The organism is Pseudomonas sp. EZ-C24, from assembly GCF_014525325.1.
Taxonomy (GTDB): domain Bacteria; phylum Pseudomonadota; class Gammaproteobacteria; order Pseudomonadales; family Pseudomonadaceae; genus Aquipseudomonas; species Aquipseudomonas shirazensis.
This window is the reverse complement of the sequence record NZ_JACDIU010000014.1, coordinates 543,517-564,723: the sequence shown is the minus strand read 5'-3', so window position 1 is coordinate 564,723 and position 21,207 is coordinate 543,517. Positions and strand designations below refer to the sequence as shown.

16 protein-coding genes are annotated in these 21,207 nt (G+C 62.0%); 11 read left to right on the top strand and 5 right to left on the bottom strand.

Translation table 11 applies throughout. The features are described 5' to 3' along the window. Window positions 1-97 precede the first annotated feature (97 nt). From mobA to IDM28_RS11635, 3 genes are read right to left on the bottom strand one after another with little or no spacing between them, the layout of a single operon-like run. On the bottom strand, window positions 98-676 hold the full coding sequence (mobA, locus tag IDM28_RS11645) for a molybdenum cofactor guanylyltransferase MobA (RefSeq protein WP_188035979.1): 579 nt from the start codon (window positions 674-676) through the stop codon (window positions 98-100). Between the two features lie 60 nt (window positions 677-736). Then, window positions 737-3,853 (bottom strand): efflux RND transporter permease subunit, encoded by a 3,117-nt coding sequence (locus IDM28_RS11640; RefSeq protein ID WP_188035978.1) that lies wholly within the window; start codon window positions 3,851-3,853, stop codon window positions 737-739. 11 nt (window positions 3,854-3,864) lie between these two features. Continuing rightward, complete coding sequence (locus IDM28_RS11635) at window positions 3,865-5,040, bottom strand: efflux RND transporter periplasmic adaptor subunit (protein WP_150571695.1); 1,176 nt, start codon at window positions 5,038-5,040, stop codon at window positions 3,865-3,867. A gap of 157 nt (window positions 5,041-5,197) precedes the next feature. Between IDM28_RS11635 and IDM28_RS11630 the strand changes: the two genes are divergently transcribed. From IDM28_RS11630 to yiaY, 5 genes are all read left to right on the top strand, one after another. Further along, window positions 5,198-5,899 carry a response regulator transcription factor gene (locus IDM28_RS11630; protein WP_101319619.1) on the top strand — a complete coding sequence of 234 codons (702 nt, stop codon included), beginning with the start codon at window positions 5,198-5,200 and terminating at the stop codon, window positions 5,897-5,899. Between the two features lie 7 nt (window positions 5,900-5,906). Further along, on the top strand, window positions 5,907-7,202 hold the full coding sequence (locus IDM28_RS11625; RefSeq protein ID WP_150569196.1) for an ATP-binding protein: 1,296 nt from the start codon (window positions 5,907-5,909) through the stop codon (window positions 7,200-7,202). A 54-nt stretch (window positions 7,203-7,256) separates the two neighbouring features. Continuing rightward, window positions 7,257-7,688 (top strand): PACE efflux transporter, encoded by a 432-nt coding sequence (locus tag IDM28_RS11620; protein WP_103437398.1) that lies wholly within the window; start codon window positions 7,257-7,259, stop codon window positions 7,686-7,688. Window positions 7,689-7,874: 186 nt separating this feature from the next. Next, window positions 7,875-9,431, top strand: coding sequence for a threonine ammonia-lyase, biosynthetic (gene ilvA, locus IDM28_RS11615; protein ID WP_262500074.1), 1,557 nt, complete (start codon window positions 7,875-7,877; stop codon window positions 9,429-9,431). 105 nt (window positions 9,432-9,536) lie between these two features. Continuing rightward, window positions 9,537-10,685 carry an L-threonine dehydrogenase gene (gene yiaY / locus IDM28_RS11610; RefSeq protein ID WP_150569198.1) on the top strand — a complete coding sequence of 383 codons (1,149 nt, stop codon included), beginning with the start codon at window positions 9,537-9,539 and terminating at the stop codon, window positions 10,683-10,685. A 42-nt stretch (window positions 10,686-10,727) separates the two neighbouring features. On the opposite strand, the gene IDM28_RS11605 is transcribed toward yiaY, so the two are convergent. Then, window positions 10,728-11,921 (bottom strand): hypothetical protein, encoded by a 1,194-nt coding sequence (locus tag IDM28_RS11605; protein WP_188035977.1) that lies wholly within the window; start codon window positions 11,919-11,921, stop codon window positions 10,728-10,730. An 89-nt stretch (window positions 11,922-12,010) separates the two neighbouring features. Further along, complete coding sequence (locus IDM28_RS11600; RefSeq protein ID WP_150569200.1) at window positions 12,011-13,630, bottom strand: NADP-dependent glyceraldehyde-3-phosphate dehydrogenase; 1,620 nt, start codon at window positions 13,628-13,630, stop codon at window positions 12,011-12,013. Window positions 13,631-13,805: 175 nt separating this feature from the next. Between IDM28_RS11600 and IDM28_RS11595 the strand changes: the two genes are divergently transcribed. From IDM28_RS11595 to IDM28_RS11570, 6 genes are all read left to right on the top strand, one after another. Continuing rightward, a complete protein-coding gene (locus IDM28_RS11595; protein WP_409035075.1) occupies window positions 13,806-16,010 on the top strand; it encodes a putative bifunctional diguanylate cyclase/phosphodiesterase in 2,205 nt (734 codons plus the stop codon). Window positions 16,011-16,222: 212 nt separating this feature from the next. Further along, window positions 16,223-17,377, top strand: a complete 1,155-nt coding sequence (locus tag IDM28_RS11590) for a hypothetical protein (protein ID WP_188036368.1) — start codon at window positions 16,223-16,225, stop codon at window positions 17,375-17,377. An 82-nt stretch (window positions 17,378-17,459) separates the two neighbouring features. Further along, window positions 17,460-18,578, top strand: a complete 1,119-nt coding sequence (locus IDM28_RS11585) for a glycosyltransferase family 61 protein (RefSeq protein ID WP_150571690.1) — start codon at window positions 17,460-17,462, stop codon at window positions 18,576-18,578. A 445-nt stretch (window positions 18,579-19,023) separates the two neighbouring features. Further along, the gene (gene eppA / locus IDM28_RS11580) at window positions 19,024-19,200 is read left to right on the top strand and encodes an EPS-associated small membrane protein EppA (RefSeq protein ID WP_178080767.1); all 177 of its coding nucleotides are present in this window, start codon (window positions 19,024-19,026) and stop codon (window positions 19,198-19,200) included. 291 nt (window positions 19,201-19,491) lie between these two features. Continuing rightward, window positions 19,492-20,049, top strand: coding sequence for a polysaccharide biosynthesis/export family protein (locus tag IDM28_RS11575; protein WP_101319602.1), 558 nt, complete (start codon window positions 19,492-19,494; stop codon window positions 20,047-20,049). Window positions 20,050-20,075: 26 nt separating this feature from the next. After that, the gene (locus tag IDM28_RS11570; protein WP_188036367.1) at window positions 20,076-21,191 is read left to right on the top strand and encodes a hypothetical protein; all 1,116 of its coding nucleotides are present in this window, start codon (window positions 20,076-20,078) and stop codon (window positions 21,189-21,191) included. Window positions 21,192-21,207 lie beyond the last annotated feature (16 nt).

The window sequence follows — 21,207 nt, the reverse complement described above, 5'->3', positions numbered from 1 at the left end:
ACGAAAGGCTAACTAGTAATCATCATCTAAAATACAAAATCTGATAAATATCAGTATATTAGAGCACAAACCTAAGCCAGCATCTAAAGTCGAAAGATCACGACCCAAGCAACTCCGGAGTATTGAAATTCGACAACCTGGGATCCCCCACAGCACAGTCCAGCCCACAGCACCCCCCACCCCCCACCAGAGCCCGCTGCAAACTCCGTTCCCCCTCCAACCAAGCCCGCCGCAACAACGGCAACACCCGCCGAGGCAAAACCGCAAACATCGGCTGCCAATACCCCCCCTGACGCACCATCGCCGGCAAATCCTGCCCAACCGCAAGCTCAAGCAAATCCTCGATCAAGCGACGGTCAATCAACGGCGCATCACACCCCAACACCACCACCCAGTCATGCCGAGCCACCGCCAACCCCGCAATCACCCCAGCCAAGGGCCCCGGATAATCCGCCTCGGCATCAGCCACCAACTGATCGGCATACCCACGGTACAGCTCTTGATTTCGGTTACAGGAAATCACCACATCATCGGTCAACGGCCGCACCACCCGCTGCACATGCGCCACCAATGGCTCCCCACGCCACTCCAGCAACCCCTTATCGCGCCCACCCATACGCTCGCCCCGGCCACCGGCAAGGATCAATACAGAACAGGCAGGCAATTGCGCAGACATAAAAAAGGGCTCCTGGCAGTCAAGCCAGAAACCCTCCCATGTCACACCCAGCTTGTCCAGTCAGCCGCGCTCGCTTGCCTCAACGCCAGCCTTGCGTCGCCCAGCCAAGCGCATCACTACCACGAAGAACACCGGCACGAACACCACCGCCAGCGTCGCGCTGAGCATGCCGCCAATCACCCCGGTACCGATCGCCTGCTGGCTCGCCGAACTCGCACCGCTGGCAATCGCCAACGGCACCACGCCGAGAATGAACGCCAGCGACGTCATCACGATCGGCCGCAGCCGCAGCCTTGCCGCCTGTACCGCGGCATCAACCGGATCATGGCCCTGATCGACCAGGCTCTTGGCGAACTCGATGATCAGAATGGCGTTCTTCGCCGACAAGCCAATCAAGGTGATCAAACCAACCTTGAAGAACACGTCATTGGGCATGCCGCGCAGCGTCACTGCCAGCACTGCACCGAGCACGCCTAGCGGTACCACCAGCAGCACCGCCGTCGGGATCGACCAGCTCTCGTACAGCGCCGCCAGGCACAGGAACACGATCAGCAGCGACAAGGCCAGCAACAGCGGTGCCTGGCTGCCGGACAAGCGCTCCTGCAGCGACAGTCCCGTCCACTCCAGCGCAGTGCCGGCAGGCAATTGATCGACCAGGCGCTGCATTTCGTCCATGGCGTCACCTGAGCTGTAACCAGGCGCTGGCTCGCCGCTGATGGAAACCGCCGGATAACCGTTATAGCGGGTCAATTGCACCGGCCCGGTGACCCACTTGGCCTGCACGAACGCTGCCAGTGGCACCATCTTGCCGCTGTCATTGCGCACGTGGATCTTCAGCAAGTCCTCGACCTGGCTGCGCTGATCGCCCTCGGCCTGGACCACTACCCGTTGCATGCGGCCCTGGTTAGGGAAGTCGTTGACGTAGCTTGAGCCCACCGCGGTATCCAGCACTGAACCGATATCAGCGAACGAGATGCCCAGCGCGTTGGCCTGACGCCGGTCGATTTCAAGCTGAATCTGCGGGCTTTCCGCCAGCGACGACTCACGCACGTTGACCAGCAGCTTGCTCTTGCCTGCCTCGGCCAGGAGTTGGTCGCGGGCGGCCATCAGTTGCGCATGGCCAAGGCCGCCGCGGTCCTGCAGGCGCAGCTCGAAGCCGGTCGACTCGCCGAGGCCGTCGATGGGCGGCGGCAGCACCGAGAACGCCACGGCGTCCTTGATCTGGCTGAACGCCTGATTGGCCCGGTCCGCGATGGCTTGCGCGCTGTCGGCAGCACCACGCTCGGACCAGTCCTTGAGCGTGGTGAACGCCAACGCGGCATTCTGCCCGCTGCCTGAAAAGCTGAAGCCAAGAATCAACGTGGTATTGCCAACTCCAGCCTCGCCGCTGTTATGCGCCTCGATCTGCGCCGCCACCTGTTCGGTGCGGGCGCGGCTGGCGCCCGGCGGCAGTTGGATGTCGGTGATGGTGTAGCCCTGGTCTTCGGTCGGCAGAAACGCCGTCGGCAACTGGCTGAAGCCATACCCCAGCACCGCCAGCAACACGCCATACAGCAGCAGATAGCGACCGCTGCGCTTGAGCGCGTGCACCACCCAGCGCTGGTAACCGTCGCTCATGCGCTCGAAACGGCGATTGAACCAGCCAAAGAAGCCCTTGCTGGCATGCTCGCCACCTTTGGCTACCGGCTTGAGCAGGGTGGCGCACAGGGCAGGGGTCAAGCTCAGGGCAAGGAAGGCCGAGAACAGGATCGACACCGCCATCGACACCGAGAACTGCTGGTAGATCACCCCCACCGAGCCTTGCATGAAGGCCATCGGCAGAAACACCGCGACCAGCACCAGGGTGATGCCGACAATAGCGCCGCTGATCTGGCCCATCGCCTTGCGCGTTGCCTGCTTGGGCGGCAGGCCTTCCTCGGCCATGATCCGCTCGACGTTTTCCACCACCACGATGGCGTCGTCGACCAGGATGCCAATGGCCAGAACCATACCGAACAGGGTCAGCACGTTGATCGAGAACCCCAGCGCCATCATCACGGCAAAGGTCCCCATCAGCGCCACCGGCACCACCAGGGTCGGGATCAGCGTATAGCGGATGTTCTGCAGGAACAGAAACATCACCGCAAACACCAGCAGCATCGCCTCGAACAGGGTCGTGATGACCTGCTGGATCGACACCTTGACGAATGGCGAGGTGTCATACGGGATGTCGTACTTGACCCCGGCCGGGAACAACGGCGCCAGTTGCTCCATCTTCTCGCGAACCAGGGTCGCGGTCTGCATGGCGTTGGCGCCGGGCGACAGCTGCACGGCAAAGGCCGTCGACGGTTTGCCGTTCAGGCGCGTGCCGAACTGGTAGTCCTGCGCGCCGATCTCGACCCGGGCGACATCGCCGACGGTCACGCTGGAACCGTCCGGGTTGGCCCGCAGGACGATGTCGGCGAATTCCTGCGGCGTGCTCAGTTGGCCCTTGACCACCACGTTGGCAGTGATTTCCTGGGTTGGCCGGCTCGGCAGATCGCCAATGCTGCCGGGTGCCACCTGAGCATTCTGCGCGGCGATGGCCACCGAGACGTCGTTGGGCGTGAGGTTGAAGCCGATCAGCTTGGCCGGGTCGATCCAGATCCGCATGGCCCGTTCCGAGCCGTACAGCTGCGCCTTGCCAACACCCTTGAGGCGGCGGATCTCGTTCATCACGTTGCGCGCAAGGATGTCGCTGAGGGCAGTTTCATCGAGGCTGCCGTCCTCGGAGGTGAGGGTGGCCAGCAACAGGAAACCGGTCGAGACTTTTTCGACTTGCAAACCTTGCTGGGTGACCGGCCGCGGCAAGCGCGACTCGACCACCTTGAGGCGGTTCTGCACATCGACCTGAGCCAGGTCCGGCTGAGTGCCCGGCTCGAAGGTGGCGGTGATGGTGGCGCTGCCCAGGCTGCTTTGCGAGTTGAAATAGAGCAGGTTGTCGGCGCCGTTGAGCTCCTGCTCGATCAGGCTGACCACGCTCTCGTCCATGGTTGCAGCGGAAGCACCCGGGTAGACGGCATAGATCTCGATCTGTGGCGGCGCCACGTTGGGATACTGCGCCACCGGCAGCTTGGGAATGCTCAGCGCCCCCGCAAGCAGGATGAACAGCGCTACGACCCAGGCGAAAATCGGCCGGTCAATGAAAAACTGCGGCATGAATCAGGCCCTCACTGGCCGTTGTGCTGGACGATGGGATTGGCGTCAGCTTTTGGGTCAACCCGCACCTGATCGCCGGCCTTGATGTGTTGCAGGCCTTCGATTACCACGCGGTCGCCAGGCTGCAGGCCTTCATTGACGATCCAGCGATCGCCCTGGGCATTGCCCAGGACCACTTCGCGGGCAACGACCTGGTCCTGCTGATCGACCAGCATGACTTTGGCCACGCCTGCGCTGTCACGCAGGATGGCCCGCTGCGGCACGCTGATGCCCTTGGGTTGTACCGCCTGCTCCAGGCGCACGCGCACGTAGCTGCCGGGCAGCAGGTCGAGGTCCGGGTTGGGGAATTCGCTGCGTAGGGTGATCTGGTTGGTGCTCGGGTCGACACTGATGTCCGAGAACAGCAGCTTGCCCGGCAGCGGATAGGCACTGCCGTCATCCTGAATCAGGGTGGCCTTGGCTTGATCCTCGCCGACCTGGCTTAGCTCACCGGCCCGCAGCGCCCGGCGCAGGGCGGTCAGCTCGCGGGTCGACTGGGTGACGTCGGCGTGGATCGGGTTCAATTGCTGGATCGTCGCCAGCGGCGTGCTTTCGTTCTGGCCGACCAGCGCGCCCTCGGTGACCAGCGCGCGGCCAATGCGCCCGGCAATCGGCGCTGTGACGGTAGCATAACCCAGGCTCAGCCGGGCCCGATCGAGCGCGGCTTTGGCCTGGGCAACTTCGGCGTCGGCTTGCAGCAAGGCGGCGTGGGCGTTGTCGTATTCCTGGCGGCTGACGGCCTTGTCGGCCACCAGCTCGCCGTAGCGTTGATCCTGCAGGCGCGCTTGATAGCGGGTCGCCTCGGCGCGGGCCAGGGTGGCGCGGGCGCTGTCGAGGTCTGCCTTGAACGGCGCCGGGTCGATCAGGAACAACACATCACCCTGTTTGACGTCGCTGCCCTCGCGATAAACCCGCTTGAGCACCACGCCAGCCACCCGTGCACGCACTTCGGCGGTGCGCGGGGCAAGGATGCGACCGCTCAGTTCGCTGGTGATCGCCAGCGGCTGGACCTGCACGGTCTCAACCCGCACCTGCGCCGGAGGCGCTTGGTCGTCTGGCTTGGCAGCGCTGTCGCAGCCGGCGAGCAGTACACCGAGCAGCGCCAAGGGCGCCAGATGGCGCAGGGGGAGTGTTGGATAGTTAGACATACGCAGCTTTCCGATAATGACCGGCGCTATGCTAAAGCACTTGGCCACCAATAAGCTGTGAAGCACTGTAGGGCGTATGTGAAAAAGTGTAAGGAAAACGGCTGCGGCTGCGTAGGATCTATATCCTCATTACTTACTTCCCTCAGCCAAGCTACTTATGCCGAACATTCTTCTGGTTGAAGACGACAGCGCGTTGTCCGAACTGATTGCCAGCTACCTGCAGCGCAACGATTTCCACGTCACCGTCATTGCTCGCGGCGATCAGGTGCTGGACGAATGCCGGCGGCAGCGGCCTGATCTGGTCATCCTCGACCTGATGCTGCCCGGCCTGGATGGTTTGCAGGTCTGCCGTTTGCTGCGCCAGGAATCACAGTGCCTGCCGATTCTCATGCTGACTGCCCGCGACGATAGCCACGACCAGGTGCTGGGCCTGGAAATGGGCGCTGACGATTATGTCAGCAAGCCCTGCGAGCCGCGGGTGCTGCTGGCCCGAGTACGTACCTTGCTGCGCCGCAGCAGCGTCAATGAACCGCACCTGGAAAGCGATGTGATCCAGGTCGGCGGGTTGCTTATCAATCTGGCCGAGCGCACGGTGAATTGGCGCGGCGAGGCAGTCGAGCTGTCCAGCGGTGAGTACAATCTGCTGGTGGTGCTGGCGCGCAACGCCGGTGAAGTGCTCAGCCGCGACCGCATCCTGCAACAGTTGCGGGGCATCGAGTTCAACGGCACCGATCGCTCGGTGGACGTGGCGATCTCCAAGCTGCGGCGCAGGTTCGACGACAACGCCGGCGAAGCGCGCAAAATCAAGACCGTGTGGGGCAAGGGTTACCTGTTCAGCCGCGGCGAATGGGAGTACTGAAGGCACCATGCTGAAGATTCTGGTACGCCTTTACCTACTGATCATCGTTGCCTACGCCGGCGCGTTGTTGTTGATCCCCGATGCCATCGTCGGTGCTTTCCATGAACGTTTCATGGCCTTCAATCAAGACCAGGCCAGGGGCGTGCAAACCCTGATCGTGCGCCAGTTCCAGCAGGCACCGGCTGAGCAATGGCCGGCTGTCGAGCGTGAAGTGGCGGATATTTTCCGCCCTTTGCAGGTGCAACTGCTGCGCTGGGATCAGGCTGCGCTAACGGCGCCCGAACGCGAGCGCCTGCAGGCAGGCTTGCATGTTGTGCGCCTGGGCGACTGGGGTTACTACCGAACGGCAATGGCGGCGCTTAACAGCGAGTGGCTGGTAAGCCTGCACAGCCCGCCCGATCCGGTCGACATCAACCTGCTGTCCTGGGGCGTGACCGTGCTGATCGGTGCCGCCTTGCTCGGCTGCCTGTTGGGCTGGGTGTGGCCACACTGGCGGGATCTGCAGCGGCTCAAGAAAACCGCGCGGCGTCTCGGCGAAGGGCAACTAACCGCGCGCACGCAGATATCTGCGCGCTCCAACATCGGTGAACTGGCCGGTGTGTTCGACACCATGGCCAGCGACCTGGAGCGGCACGTCAACGAACAACGTGAACTGCTCAATGCCGTCTCGCACGAACTGCGCACGCCGCTGACCCGGCTGGATTTTGGCCTGGTGCTGCTGTTTGACGAAGTGCCGCCAGCCAACCGCAAGCGCTTGCTGGAGCTGGTCGGCCACGTTCGCGAGCTGGATGAGCTGGTCCTCGAGTTGTTGTCCTACAGCCGGCTGCAAACCGCCGGGCAGGCCAACGAACGGGTGGAAGTGTCGCTGCTGGAGCTGGTCGACAGCGTCCTTGGCGGTTTTGCCGAGGAGCTTGATAGTCGTGGTGTTCAGTGGGAAGTCAAAGCCGAGGCCAACCTGCCGCGCTTCGTCCTCGACCCGCGCCTGACCGCCCGCGCCGTGCAAAACCTGGTACGCAATGCCATGCGTTATTGCGACGAAAAGCTGCTGCTGCGCCTGCGCCTGGAGGACGGCGCTTGTCTGCTTACGGTTGAGGACGACGGCATCGGCATCCCGCAGGAGGAGCGCGAGCGGATCTTCCAGCCGTTCTATCGGCTGGACCGCAGCCGCGATCGCAATAGCGGCGGCTTTGGCCTGGGCCTGGCGATCAGCCGGCGGGCAATCGAAGGGCAGGGCGGCACACTCACGGTTGCCCAGTCGGCGCTCGGCGGGGCGCAGTTCCGCATACGCTTGCCGGCGGCTTGAACACCGCCGACAAGCGGCGTACCGTTTGCGGGCCGTTTCTCCCAGGAGTCGTACATGCAAGGCAAGGCCCGCAAGATCGTTCAGGCCATCTGCTACGAAGTCATCGCCGTGGCCTGTGTAGCCCCCGCCCTGGCGCTGATGTTCGATGCCGGCATGGCCCACTCGACGGCGCTGTCGGTGCTTATGTCCGGGGTTGCGATGAGCTGGAACATGGCCTTCAACTGGGCGTTCGAGCGCTGGGAGGCGCGCCAGGCCAAACGCAAGCGCACTGTCCTGCGGCGCATCCTCCACGCACTGGGCTTTGAAGGCGGGCTGGTTGTGTTGTTGCTGCCACTGGTGGCGTACTGGCTGGATATCAGCCTGTGGGCGGCATTGCTCACCAACCTGGCGCTGTTCGCGTTTTTCTTCGTCTACGCGTTCGTGTTCCAGTGGGGCTTCGACAAGGTCTTCGATGTGCCGCTCTCGGCGCAGCAAGCCAAGTGTTGACGGCTTGTAGCGCAACAGGATAAGTTCCTTACCCATGAATACCTTCCCGCAGCGTCGCGCCCTGAACATTATTATTACCGCCACTATCGGATTGGCGGGCTAGCGCGTACGTGCACCTAACCCGCCCTGGAGGCGGGTTTGTTTTCTCTGACTCCTGGGCAATACCGCAACCACCAGGAGTCATCGATGACCAATCTCAACGTCAACCCGCGTCTCACGCCCGCGCAACTGCTAACCGAGCAAGTGCGGCGTATTCTTGCTGCGCCGGTGTATGACCTGGCCATTGAAACTCCACTGCAAGGCGCTGCGGCGCTGTCGGCCAGCCTTGGCAACCAGGTCCTGCTCAAGCGCGAAGACCTGCAACCGACGTTCTCCTTCAAGATCCGCGGCGCTTACACCCGCCTATCGCGCCTGACCGCAGCCCAGCGCGAGCGCGGCGTGATCACCGCTTCTGCCGGCAACCATGCTCAGGGCGTCGCCCTGGCCGCTGCCCATCTGGGTTTGCAGGCAACTATCGTCATGCCCACCACCACGCCAACCCTGAAGATCGAGGGTGTGCGTTCGCGCGGCGGTAATGTGGTGTTGCATGGCGAAAGCTTCCCCCATGCGCTGGCCCACGCGCTGCGCTTGGCCGACGAGCATGGCGCGACCTTCGTGCCGCCGTTCGACGACCCCGATGTAATCGCCGGGCAAGGCACCGTAGCCATGGAAATCCTCCGCCAGCAGCCGGGCGCGCTGGATGCGATCTTCGTGCCGGTGGGTGGCGGTGGCCTGATCGCCGGCATTGCTGCCTACGTCAAATACCTGCGCCCCGAGATCAAGGTGATCGGCGTCGAACCGCACGATTCCAACTGCCTGCAAGCGGCACTGGCGGCGGGCGAACGAGTGATCCTGCCCCAGGTCGGCACCTTTGCCGATGGTGTGGCGGTGGCGCAGATCGGCGCGCACTGCTTTGAGCTATGCCGGCACTTTGTCGATGAAGTGATCACCGTCAGCAGCGACGAGCTGTGTGCGGCAATCAAGGACATCTATGACGACACCCGCTCGATCACCGAGCCATCCGGCGCGCTGGCCGTGGCCGGGATCAAGAAATACGTCGCCCGCGAGGGCGCAAAAGGGCAAACGCTGGTGGCGATCGACTCCGGCGCCAACGTCAACTTCGACCGCCTGCGCCATGTTGCCGAGCGGGCAGAGCTGGGTGAGCAGCGCGAGGCGATCATTGCCGTGACCATTCCCGAGCAGCCCGGCAGCTTCCGCGCCTTCTGCCAAGCGCTGGGCAAGCGCCAGATCACTGAGTTCAACTACCGCTTTTACCCAGGCAAGGAAGCCCGCCTGTTCGTGGGCGTGCAGACCCACCCGCTGACTGACCCTCGCGAGCAGTTGTTGGCCAGCTTGAGCGGGCAGGGCTATCAGGTGCTCGATCTGACCGACAACGAACTGGCCAAGCTGCATGTGCGCCATACCGTCGGCGGGCACGCTGCCCTAGGCAGCAATGAGCGGGTGCTGCGCTTCGAGTTTCCGGAGCGGCCAGGGGCGTTGATGGGCTTCCTCGAGCGCCTGGGCAAACGCTGGAACATCAGTCTGTTCCACTACCGCAACCATGGTGCCGCCGAAGCGCGGGTGTTCGCCGCGCTGGAAGTCCCCGACGAGGAGCTGGTGGGCCTGCCGGCTGCGCTGGATGAGATGGGTTACCGCTACTGGGACGAGACCGACAACCCTGCCTATCGGCTATTCCTCGGCTAAACCGATAGTCGGTCTGCCTGGCGGATTGATCGTTGCTGTGGATCAACACTGTGGGCCGCGATTGGGCAGATTCTCAAGGTAGACAGACCTTGAGGATCCGCCCCCATGAGCAGCACCTTTTTCATCCCCGCCGTGAATATCATGGGCATTGATTGCCTGGACGAAGCGATGACTGCCATCGCTGGCTACGGCCTGCGCAAGGCATTGATCGTCACCGACCAGGGCCTGGCCCGGGCTGGCGTTGCCGAGCGCATTGCCGGCCTGCTCGCCATGCGTGATATCGATGCCGTGGTGTTTGACGGCGCGCGGCCCAACCCAACCATTGCCAACGTCGAAGCAGGCCTGGCCGTGTTGCAACGTGAACACTGCGACTGCATCGTCTCGCTGGGCGGCGGGTCGCCCCACGACTGCGCCAAGGGCATCGCCCTGTGCGCTACCAATGGTGGGCGGATCAGTGACTACGAAGGGGTTGACCGCTCGACCAAGCCGCAACTGCCGCTGATTGCGATCAACACCACCGCCGGCACCGCCAGCGAAATGACCCGTTTCTGCATCATCACCGACGAAGCCCGCCATGTGAAAATGGCCATTGTCGACCGCAACGTGACGCCGATCCTCTCGGTCAACGACCCGGCGCTGATGGTTGCCATGCCCAAGGGCCTGACTGCAGCCACCGGCATGGATGCCCTGACTCACGCCATCGAAGCCTACGTTTCCACCGCTGCCACGCCGATTACCGACGCCTGCGCGCTAAAAGCCATCAGCCTGATCAGCGACAACCTGCGCCAGGCCGTCGCCGATGGCAGCGACCTGCAGGCGCGGGAGAACATGGCCTACGCGCAGTTCCTGGCCGGCATGGCCTTCAACAATGCGTCGTTGGGGTTCGTGCATGCCATGGCGCACCAACTCGGCGGCTTGTATGACTTGCCCCATGGCGTGTGCAATGCGGTGCTGCTGCCGCACGTGCAGCGCTTCAACGCCAAGGTCAGCTCGCCGCGTTTGCGCGACGTCGCCAAGGCGATGGGGATCAAGGTGTGTGGGCTGGATGCAGAGCAAGGCGCTGGCGCAGCGATTTCGGCGATCGAGCACCTGGCAGTGGCGGTTGGCATTCCTGCAGGCCTGGCAGAACTTGGCGCGCGTATGCAGGACGTGCCGCTGCTGGCTGAAAATGCGTTGAAGGACGCCTGTGGCGTGACCAATCCACGCACCGCCAGCCAGGCGGAAATCGAAGCAATCTTCCGCGCGGCGTTCTGAACCGTTCCAGCGCGGGGTGGCCCCACGCGGGGCCAGGCCGCTTCAGCGCTCGCGCATGAAAAACCCGGCGACAAACTTGCGGAAGGTCTCCAGGCTTTTAAAGTCGGCGTAACGCTTGAAGTGCTCTGTGTCGGGCTCCGGCCCGACCGGCTGTTCCAGCAGTGACACTGACAACACCCGGTCCTGATCCGAGGTCAGCACCAGCTCATCCATTACCTGGCCTCCAATCACCGGCCGGCGCATCAGCACCTTGACCCCTTTGCTGGCCATCCAGTCGATCAGCGACACCAACGCCTTGAGCGGTTCGCGTTCTTCGTCGCGGTACACCGGGAACAGATGCGCGCGTGACAGCACCGGCACGCTGGCAACGTGGATCAACTCATAGAAGTTGCTCCCGGCAGTGGCCGGCGAGTACAGCGCCAGGGCCAGCAGCGGACCGCTGGTGCGGTTGCCACCCCAGTACAGATGATGGCCCTGGAAGTCGAAGCCATCCTCACTGCGGGCATTGAACAGCTTGCGCCCCTTGATCTGATCGACGCAGTCGAGCAGCAAGCCATGCCGACGGTGATTGCCGAACACCGTCGCCTCACGCAGGCGTGCTTTGAGCATCATCATGTGCTTCATGTCCAGCCGCGTTTCCAAATAGTTGCTGGCCGGCACGCGCTCGAGCAATGGGTAACGGCTGGCCACGCTGCGCAGCTCGGCGAACTGCGCGGTGAGGTCCTTTTTCAGGTGGCTGGCATAGACGTTGAGGCCGCTGATTTCGATCCAGGTCAGCAGCAGCGACAGCAGGTGCTGTTGTGCCCGGCGTTCGGCAGCCTCGTTGACCGGGCCGGCGGGGCCTTGCTCGCTGGCCTTGCGGAAGTCGCCAATCAGGCCCAGCGGCGTGTCCGGCGCAAGCCACGCGGGCGGCGGCGTGCTCTCGTGGCGGCTCTGTTCAGCCTCGCGCTCATCCTTGCTGAACGGGCAGCCAGGGGTATGTTCGGGGGTGTCCGGATTATTGCGCAGGACCAGCCTGCCAGTATCGCCATTGAGGGCAATGTTAAGCACCGGCAAGGCGTCCTTGCGACAGTCACAGGCCAGCCACTGGTTGGCGCTGCGCACCTTCATCAGCATCTGATTGGCCTGCAGCACCGCCGGCCCGGTCAGGCTGCCGGCAGCAAAGCCTGCCAGCAGTTCTTCCTCGGCCAGGGTCAGGCTTCGCACCAGGCTGGCGTTTTTTTCGATGATTCGCATGTGGAGCAGCTCCCAGCTACAAGCCCCAAGCTTCAAGCAAAGCGCGGCTGCTTTCAACTTGAAGCTGGAGGCCGACCCCTTGCAGGCGGCTAGAAGATGTAATCGGTGGTCAGGAAGCTCGACTGGCGATTACGGATGATCTCGCTGATCAGCTCCTTGTTGGCCTCCTGGAACTTGGTGGCCACCAAGGTACGGATCGAGAATACCCGCAGTGCGTCGTGCACCGACAAGGTGCCTTCAGCGCTGTTCTTGCGCCCGTTGAAAGGGTAGGTGTCCGGCCCGCGTTGGCACTGCGCATTGAGGTTGATCCGGCCAACCTGATTGGCGAAGGTATCGACCAGGCTGCCAATGGTGGCCGGGTCATTGCCGAACAGGCTGAGCTGTTGACCGTAGTCTGAGTCGAGCACGTACTCGATCACCGTCTCCAGGTCGCGGTACGGCACCACCGGTACAACTGGGCCAAACTGCTCTTCTTGATAGACGCGCATGTCGGCGCTGACCGGGTAGAGCAGGGCAGGGAAGAAGAACGAACCGCGGCTCTGGCCACCACCTTCATTGAGCACCCGTGCACCTTTGCCAGTGGCATCGGCAACCAGGGCGTTGAGGTAGTCGACCTTGCCTTGCTCGGGCAGCGGCGTCAGTGCCACACCCGGGGCCCACGGCATGCCAGGCTTGAGGGCAGCCAGTTTACGCTGGAACTTGTCGAGGAACGCGTCGACCACATCCTCGTGCACGAACAGGATCTTCAACGCGGTGCAACGCTGGCCGTTGAACGACAACGCGCCGGTGACGGCTTCGTCGACTGCATTGTCGAGGTCGACCTGGGGCAGCACGATGCCTGGGTTCTTGGCATCCAGGCCCAACGCTGCGCGCAGGCGGTGCGGGCGCGGGTGGAGTTTTTTCAGGTCGCTGGCGGCCTTGTGCGTACCGATAAAGGCGAACACATCGACCTTGCCGCTGGCCATCAACGCGCTGACGGTTTCTCGCCCGCGGCCGTAGATCACGTTGATCACCCCCGGCGGGAAGCTGTCGCGGAACGCTTCCAGCAGCGGCCTGATCAGAAGCACGCCGAACTTGGCCGGTTTGAACACCACGGTATTGCCCATGATCAACGCCGGGATCAGCGTGGTGAAGGTCTCGTTCAACGGGTAGTTGTAGGGCCCCATGCACAACGCTACGCCCAGCGGCGCGCGCCGGATCTGGCCGAGCGTGCCTTGCTCGAGCTCGAAGCGGCTGGAGCGTCGGTCGAGGTCTTTCAGGGCATTGATGGTATCGACGATGTAATCGCAGGTGCGGTCGAACTCCTTCTCGGAATCCTTGAGGTTCTTGCCGATTTCCCACATCAGCAGCTTGACCACCGCCGTGCGTTGCTCGCGCATCCGGTCAAGGAACGCCTGCACATGCTCGATCCGCTCGGCCACACGCATGGTCGGCCAGGCACCGCGGCCTTTGTCGTAAGCGTGGACTGCAGCGTCCAGCGCCGTCAGTGCAGTGTCGGCGTCCAGCAACGGTGCGCTGCCGAGGATGACTTGCTGCTCTTCATCGCCATGCTTGAGCCAGATCGGGCTGCGCACGGTGGCCAGCGGGCCAGGCCATTGGCGCAGTTCGCCATTGACCAGATAATCGCGTTGCTCCAGCGGCGGCCCGAGGCGCCAGGCCTCGGGGATGTCATCGGCGGTTGGAAACAACGAATCGAGCAGACTGTCCATGAATACTGCACCTCACGATTAGTGTATGGGTGAAACGCTTCAGCTGTCCGAGCATGCGCCCGCACGAGGAAAAACACCAGTCTGGCTCAACATTGCCCAACCTGCGCCGATACACAATCAATCGACCTGCGACCGCGCATTCATGATCAGTGCTTTCCTCGACCAAGATCCCTCAGTGCCCGCCGCCAACCCGGTGCGGCGCGGTATCAACCGCCTGTTGCCGGTAGGCTTTGCCTTGATCGGTATTGGTCTGTCAGTTTTGCTGGGCCGCATAGACATGCAGCGCCAGCAGCTCGAGCAGGTGGCGCATGTGGCTACACAATTATCGGGGGTGAGGGTCGCTCTTGAGGCGCAATTGCGCGCTGCGTTTGGCGAGACCGAGGGCATCGCCCAGCTGATCACGGCCGATGGCGTGATCAGCGCCGAGCACTTTCGCGGCATGGCGCGTGAGGCGCTGGCCTCGGTGCCGTACATGCGCCATGTGGCCCTGGCCCCAGGCGATGTGATCAATGACGTGCACCCACGTGGGGGCAATCTGTCCGTCATTGGCCTGGACTACCATACCCTGCCTGACCAATACGCCATGCTCGAGCTCGCCCGGCAACGGCAACAGCCTGTACTGGCCGGCCCGGTCAAGCTCCACCAGGGCGGTGAAGCGCTGATTTACCGGCGCCCGGTGTTCGTCAACGGCAAGCGTGGGGTCAAATTCTACTGGGGCAATGTCTCTACCGTTGCCGATATCGACCGTTTGCTGCAGGCCGCCGGTATCGGCCCGGAACTGCCGATTGACCTGGCCGTGCGCGGCAGCGACGGTAAAGGTGCCGAAGGCGGCATGATCTGGGGCAATGCCGGGCTGTTCAAGGAGCCGCTGCTGACGCAGACCGTCGAGGTGCCGGGTGGCCGTTGGCAATTGGTCGCCGAACCTCGCGAAGGTTGGCCTGCGCTGGCCTTGTTCACTTCGCCGCTGTTCCTGTTCGCCCTGAGTTTTACCGGCTTGTTCAGCTTGTTCGTTGCTCAGCTCAACCGTAGCCGGCGTCTGCTGCAACGGCGTAACCGCGAGCTGCGCGAGTCGCAGGCGCAGCTTGTGCGGCTGGCCCACTACGACACCATTACCGGGCTGCCCAACCGAGTGTTGTTCCAGCAGCAGTTGGCCGCTGCCATCAATCAAGGCCATGGCCTGGCTGTATTGATGCTGGACATCGACGGCTTCAAGCAGGTCAACGACAGCCTCGGCCACGCGATGGGCGACCTGTTGTTGCAACAGGCAACGGCGCGGTTTCTGCAAGAGCTGAACAAAGGCGATCGGGTTTGCCGCATGGGCGGTGATGAGTTCGTGTTCATGCTGCAGGGCAGCCAGAGCCAGGTCAGCCAGCAGGTGCAGGGGATCTTGCGGGCGTTGCAGCGGCCCTTCGATCTCAATGGCAACGCGGCGCTGGTCACCGGCAGCATCGGCCTGGCCTGGTGCCCGCAGCAGGGCAATGATGTCGACAGCCTGCTGCGTCATGCCGACACCGCGATGTACGTCGCCAAGGAAAACGGCCGCAATGCCTGGCGCCCTTACCATCCGGACATGACTGCACGCCTGCAGCAGCGTCTGGAGATGGAGCGCAACCTGCGCCGCGCCTTGCAGGACAATGAATTCGAGTTGTGGTATCAGCCCAAGATCGATCTGTTCAGCGGCCGGGTAGAAGGCGTCGAAGCGCTGCTGCGCTGGCGTGATCCGGTGCATGGTCTGGTGGCGCCGGGCGAGTTCGTGCCTTTGGCCGAGCAGACCGGTTTGATCATCCCGCTGGGCGAGCGCGTGTTGGAACTGGCCTGCGCGCAGTTGGCCAGCTGGCGCAACACAGACTGCTTGCCAGGACCGCTGGCCATCAACGTTGCGGCGCTGCAGATCGAGCGCAGTGATTACGTCAGCAGCCTGGCCGGCGCTTTGGCCAGTCATGGGCTGCCAGCGCAGTTGCTGGAAGTGGAAATTACCGAAAGCCTGTTGATGGAGAGCCAACAACAGGCCTGCGCCGTGCTCGCGCAACTGCAGGCAATGGGCGTGGCGACTGCAGTCGATGACTTCGGTACCGGCTACTCATCCTTGGCCTATCTGCGCTCGCTGCCCATCGATCACCTGAAGATCGATCGTGCGTTCATCAAGGACCTGCCTGACGATGATGACGCGGTAGCCGTTGCCCGGGCAATTATCGACCTGGGCCATGCCTTGGGTTTCCGGATCACCGGTGAGGGGATCGAAACCCAGGCGCAGTACGACTTCCTGCGCAACGCAGGTTGCGATCAGGGGCAAGGGTATCTGATGGCGCGGCCGATGCCCGCAGCCGCCCTGCAGGCGTGGCTGGCAGCGCGTCAACGCAGCCCAGTCAGTACAACCTGAAAGATAAAATTTGACGCCATAAAAGCATGCGCCATGCTGTCAAAATGCCGCTTGCAAAGGGGCTACCTTGCATCTTTAATTGTTACCAATTATGAGTGCGAAGTCATACAGCTATTGCATTAACTTTCAATAAGTTAGGCGCGTTTTCCTGCGCGTTGATGATGACCCTGCGTTTTGCCTGGATGGCTTTTGCCAAGGACATTGAAGAAGACATGAAAGAGAACCTGCAGGCAGTTGCTCGAAAATTCATCTCTCCCTCAATGCGCTACGAGATGCGGCATGTCTCGAATCGGTTACGTGATGTGCTCAGCCGTGCCTGTGTCTGGCGCTGGGAAGTCAGCCGCTTTCGGCTCAAGCAAGAGAGCCCTTATCAGATCCTCTACATCGGCAGAAAGCAGCAGCGCGAAATGGCCAAGCTGTTGATCGCCGGCAAGGGCCAGGCCGCTGTCGCCGAAACCTACGCGGTGGCGTCGTCAGGTGGCGCCGCTCAAACCGTGGTGATCAGCGAAATGCCCACCAGCGGCGCGTTGTCGGTGCCGCATTATCTGAGCGCCGTGGTGCCGCTGGGTCGTCCCCTGGAAGACATCACCGCCCGCTATGACAGCGAACTACGCCGCAGCATTCGCAAGCACCGGCCGCTGTACCAGATGCGTCAGACTCTCGACGATGCTGAGATCGCCATGGCTGACCGCGAACTGTTGCGCCCCTACGCCACCGCCCGGCAGGGCATTCATGCTGCCCAGTTTGCCACTGAAGAGGTGTTTCGCATCGCCAAGGGTGTCGGCCGTCTGGACCTGATCACGCTGGGCGATGAAGTGGTCGCCTGCCATCTTGGCTGCGAGATCACCCGCGGCGGCAAGCGTTACTGGAGCACTCTGCGCTTTGGTTACTGCGAAGCGATATTCAGCGATGCCAAGAAGCTGCGTGAGGTCAATTCCATCACCACCTACATGGCCCTCGAATGGGCGTTGGCCAATGGTTATGACTATTACGACATTGGCCTGTGCCTGGCGCGTCCGGATGATGGTCTGCTCAAGTGGAAGCGACGGCGGGGCGGGGATGTCGATTCGCTGGGTAACCATGCCTATATGTTTGTGCGCTTGCCCAAGACGGGAGCCGCACAGTTTCTCTGGGATACGCCCCTGTTCGCGGTCGAGGGCAACAAATTGACGTTGCACCTGGGGCTGCCCGAAGGGCCCAGTGATGACGAGGTCGCCAGCCGCTACCACGAGATGGTGTTCGGCGGGCTGCACAAGATCTACCTGTACGGCGGCCACGGCCATGGCGAAGGGTTTTTGCAGACCCTGCGCAGCCGCTATGCCAGCTTGCAATCGCCCCCCACGATGGAGCGGGTTGTGTCCACCTAGCGGCTGCTAGTCAGGACGAATTGGCGCACCGCCCCTGTGTTGAACCGACCTGTGTTGAACCCGTCCTGTGGGAGGAGGCTTCATGCCAAGCAATATCTCGAATTTTAGTGGCCAGCCAGCCTCGCGCCAGCACACCTGGACGCTTGCCGCATATCGGAACATTGCCCGGCAAAAGTTGGCGCGGTCAGCTGCCAGATCCCTGCAGAGCCTTGCAGTAAAGAGCTGGGACATCGCCCCGGGTGAGCGCACCATCACGCCACCGGCAATTTACCTGCCTGATCAAATGCAGCGGGTAACCGGCTGGGAGGCGCGTTTTTTCCCCTATGTGCATCCCGGCCCGACCATGGCCGGCGGCATCCAGGTCGAACATGGCCCCACCCGGGGCTATTTGCTCAAGGATGTCTGGCTTATCGATGGCGTTCTGTACAAGGACAACGCCAGCCTATGGCTGTCGGCCAAGCCGCGCACCCTTCCCGGGATCGCGGTGGAGCACGAGATCGAGCGCGCAGCGATCTACTGCACGCAGAATGGCAATTCGTGGTTTGGCACCTGGCTGATGGAAGACTGCGTGACCTATGCGCTGGCATGCGATGAGGGAGTGCCGGTAACGACTGCGCCCTCGGCACGTTTGCCGCTGTTCACTCAGGCGCCGCCCTATGAGGCCTGGTTGGGGATGAACCCGCTGCGCCTGCACACGGCCTTCTTCCGCGAGTTGGTCCTGTTCGATGACCAGAGCCACAACCGCAGCCGGCATGCACGCTATCGCGCCATGGGCGACAAGTTGCTATCCCATGTCAGCCATGCGCCGCATCCGGGTGTGTTCTTGCTGCGCGGCGGCGCTGGCGAGCTGCGCCTGCTGCGCAACGAACTGGCGATTGCCGAGCACCTGCGCACGCAGTATGGGTTTCGCGTCATCGACCCGCTGCGCAACGATGTGCCCACCATTGTGGCGGCGTGCGCGGGTGCCAGGATTGTTGCGGGTGTCGAAGGCAGCCAACTGGTCCACGGCGTCAACGTATTGCGAGAGGGCGGAACCATCCTGACCCTGCAACCACCCAACCGTTTTGTCAGTTATTACAAATACTTGGCAGATCGCGATGGGCAACATTTCGCGTTTGTCGTCGGTCAACCAGAAGGTGACGGCTTTATTATCGATAGGGATGAACTTGACCGAACTCTCGATCTGCTGCCAGCAGGCTAATACCCCGTTGCCTGGCAATTGTGCAAGTGGATGTCTACTTGGCACGTGTTAAATGCAATTGATTACATTGCCTTCTCGTTTATGAAACACCTGCAGAAAATATATATCGCCAAGCGGAATAACCGCGCCGCGTTTGCTAACCAGTTAAACTCTGATTTGCGCCCGCGCAATGGTCCATTGACGCGAAATGTTCGCATTTCAGCGGTCATCAAGCCCCGCTTTTACCGCGAAGATTAGCGAGCATAGGCGCTTTTGGCCGTTGTTAGCTGATTAGGCAAAACAGCATATTTCAGTTGTCGTGTTTTTGACGAAAACAGTGCCCCCCGATTGAGTTTTATTATGGTGTCGGATCATTGACGTAATATCATTGTGCCCATAAGCTCATTTCAACACCCCATGCGATCTGCACCCAACTCATCTGTTTGTCCTCTTTCTGGAGGGGATTATGCGTTCGACCCTGTTTATCAAATCGATTTTCCTGCTGGTGCTGTTAAGCGGTGCTGCTCGTGCCGCTGATTCATATGTAAGCCAGAACAGCGTCATCCCGCTGACGACAGCGGCATGGTTGTTTGCGTTTGCAGTTGTGGGTTTTGTCGCCGTCGCCAATAGAAGAAAAATCTGATCGGCTTCAAGCGTTTGGCTGGTTTTCAATTGTGTGGGTGGGCGCCAGGTCTGATCGATCAAGATAGAGCAGCAGGGTTGGCTAGGAGCGGCTTGTCAATTCTCAAAGCCTAGCTATATTCCAGATGCCAGTGGCGCTAACGCCGGTTGATTGACAGGGCATTGAGGCAACGGCCGTAAAGCAGCGCAGAGCCGCTGTAGCGGTGGCAATGCAGCTTTGCAGTAGAGCGAGAGGTTGTGCGTAGTTCTCATTCAGTGCTCTTTTGACGGCCGCCTGGCCGGAGGGACCCCCATGGTGCGTTTGTTAGGTTCACTGGTCTGCGTACTTGCGGTCTGGTCCGGTACGGTCAGTGCCGATGAAAAGAGTTCGCCTTATCTGCTGAGTCCGGGCGACAAGGTCACTGTTTCGGTGTGGGGCGATAACAGCCTGCGCCAGGAAACCAAAGTGCTGCCCGACGGCAGCATCACTTTCCCGCTGGCAGGCCGAGTTGATGTCGCTGGGTTGGATGTCACCACGGCGGCAAGCCGTGTCGCCCGCCAACTCGAAAAGTACATGCCAGACCCCAACGTCAGCGTCGTGGTAACTGAGGTCAACGGCAACCTGGTCTATGTGCAAGGCAAGGTGATGAAGCCTGGCCCGGTACAGATGTCTGGGCCGACAGCGGTGCTGCAGGCCTTGAGCATGTCCGGCGGCCTGGACAAGTTCGCCGATGAAAGCGCGATCAAGGTGATCCGCCGTGTCGGCAATACCGAGCGGGTCTTGCCGGTGCGTTACAAGGATTTGGTTTCGGGGCGTGATCTGTCCACCAATATCCAACTTCAGGCTGGCGATACGCTGGTCGTCCCTTGAGCGGGCTGGTGAGCGCAAAATCGACCGTGCCGCTGCTTCGCGCAACAGGTGTTGTAACGGCAATCTGCATGTTGCCGTACTCGGCCTCGGTCCACGCTGCCGTCTGGCAGTCTTCGGCAACATTGCCCAGCACTGTCGAATACGACAGCAACCCGCTATTGCTCAGCTCCCAGGAGCAAAGCGTGGTGCGCACCATCATTGCGCCCAATTACAGCCTGGTTGGCAAATACGATCGCGATGAGCTGCGCTTCGGCCTGGGTCTGACGGTGCTGCGCTCATCCGACAAGTCGGTGGTCGATGACCGCGAAGACCCTAATCTGAGTATTGGCTGGCAGCGTGAGACCGAAACCGGTGGTTTTGGCTTGCGTGGCCTGTACAGCGAAAGCTCGACACTTTCCGGCACAGTGCTTGAAACCGGTGTGGTCACCACTGACGGCACCCAGAAGCTGTATTCGCTGATCGGCAACTGGAACCGCGCGCTGACCGAGCGGACCACCCTGGAAAACGAAACCACCTACAACCGGGCCCGCTACGACATCAACACGCTTACCGGCTACGACGAACTGGCCAGCGAACTCACCTTGACCTACGCCTGGAGTGCGCAGACCCAGTTCTTCACCGGCATCACCGCCAGGCGCTACGAGCCTGACGATGACACCACCGCCAGCGCTTCCAACAGCTACGCGCCGGTGGTCGGGGTCAAGTACCAGTTCTCCGAGCGGCTCGAGGGTACCCTGCGCGTAGGCGTCAACCAGGTCTCTGGTGATGGCGGCGGGCGCCGCGGGGAAGGCGGTGCATCGCTGCGCTACAACGGCGAACGGCATGACGCCACGTTGACTGCCGAACGCAGCACGGTGGCCAGTGCCGAGGGCGGCTTTGCCGAAGTCGACGCCGTGCGCGGAAGCTGGAGTTATGCAGTCGATGAGCTGACCCGGGTCGGCGTCGACGCGGCCTGGCAAGACAGCAAGGGCCAGACCCCGAATACCTTGCAGACCTACGGCGTGTGGGCCAGCCGGGAGCTTTCGCAGTTCTGGGACGTGCGCTTGTCCTTTATGCACCGCGAGCGCAAGCAGAACGACCTGGGTGACGCCGTTGGCACCATTGTCGGCCTGACCCTCACTTACCGAATCCCCGACCTCTGACGTTCAGCCTGGTGGC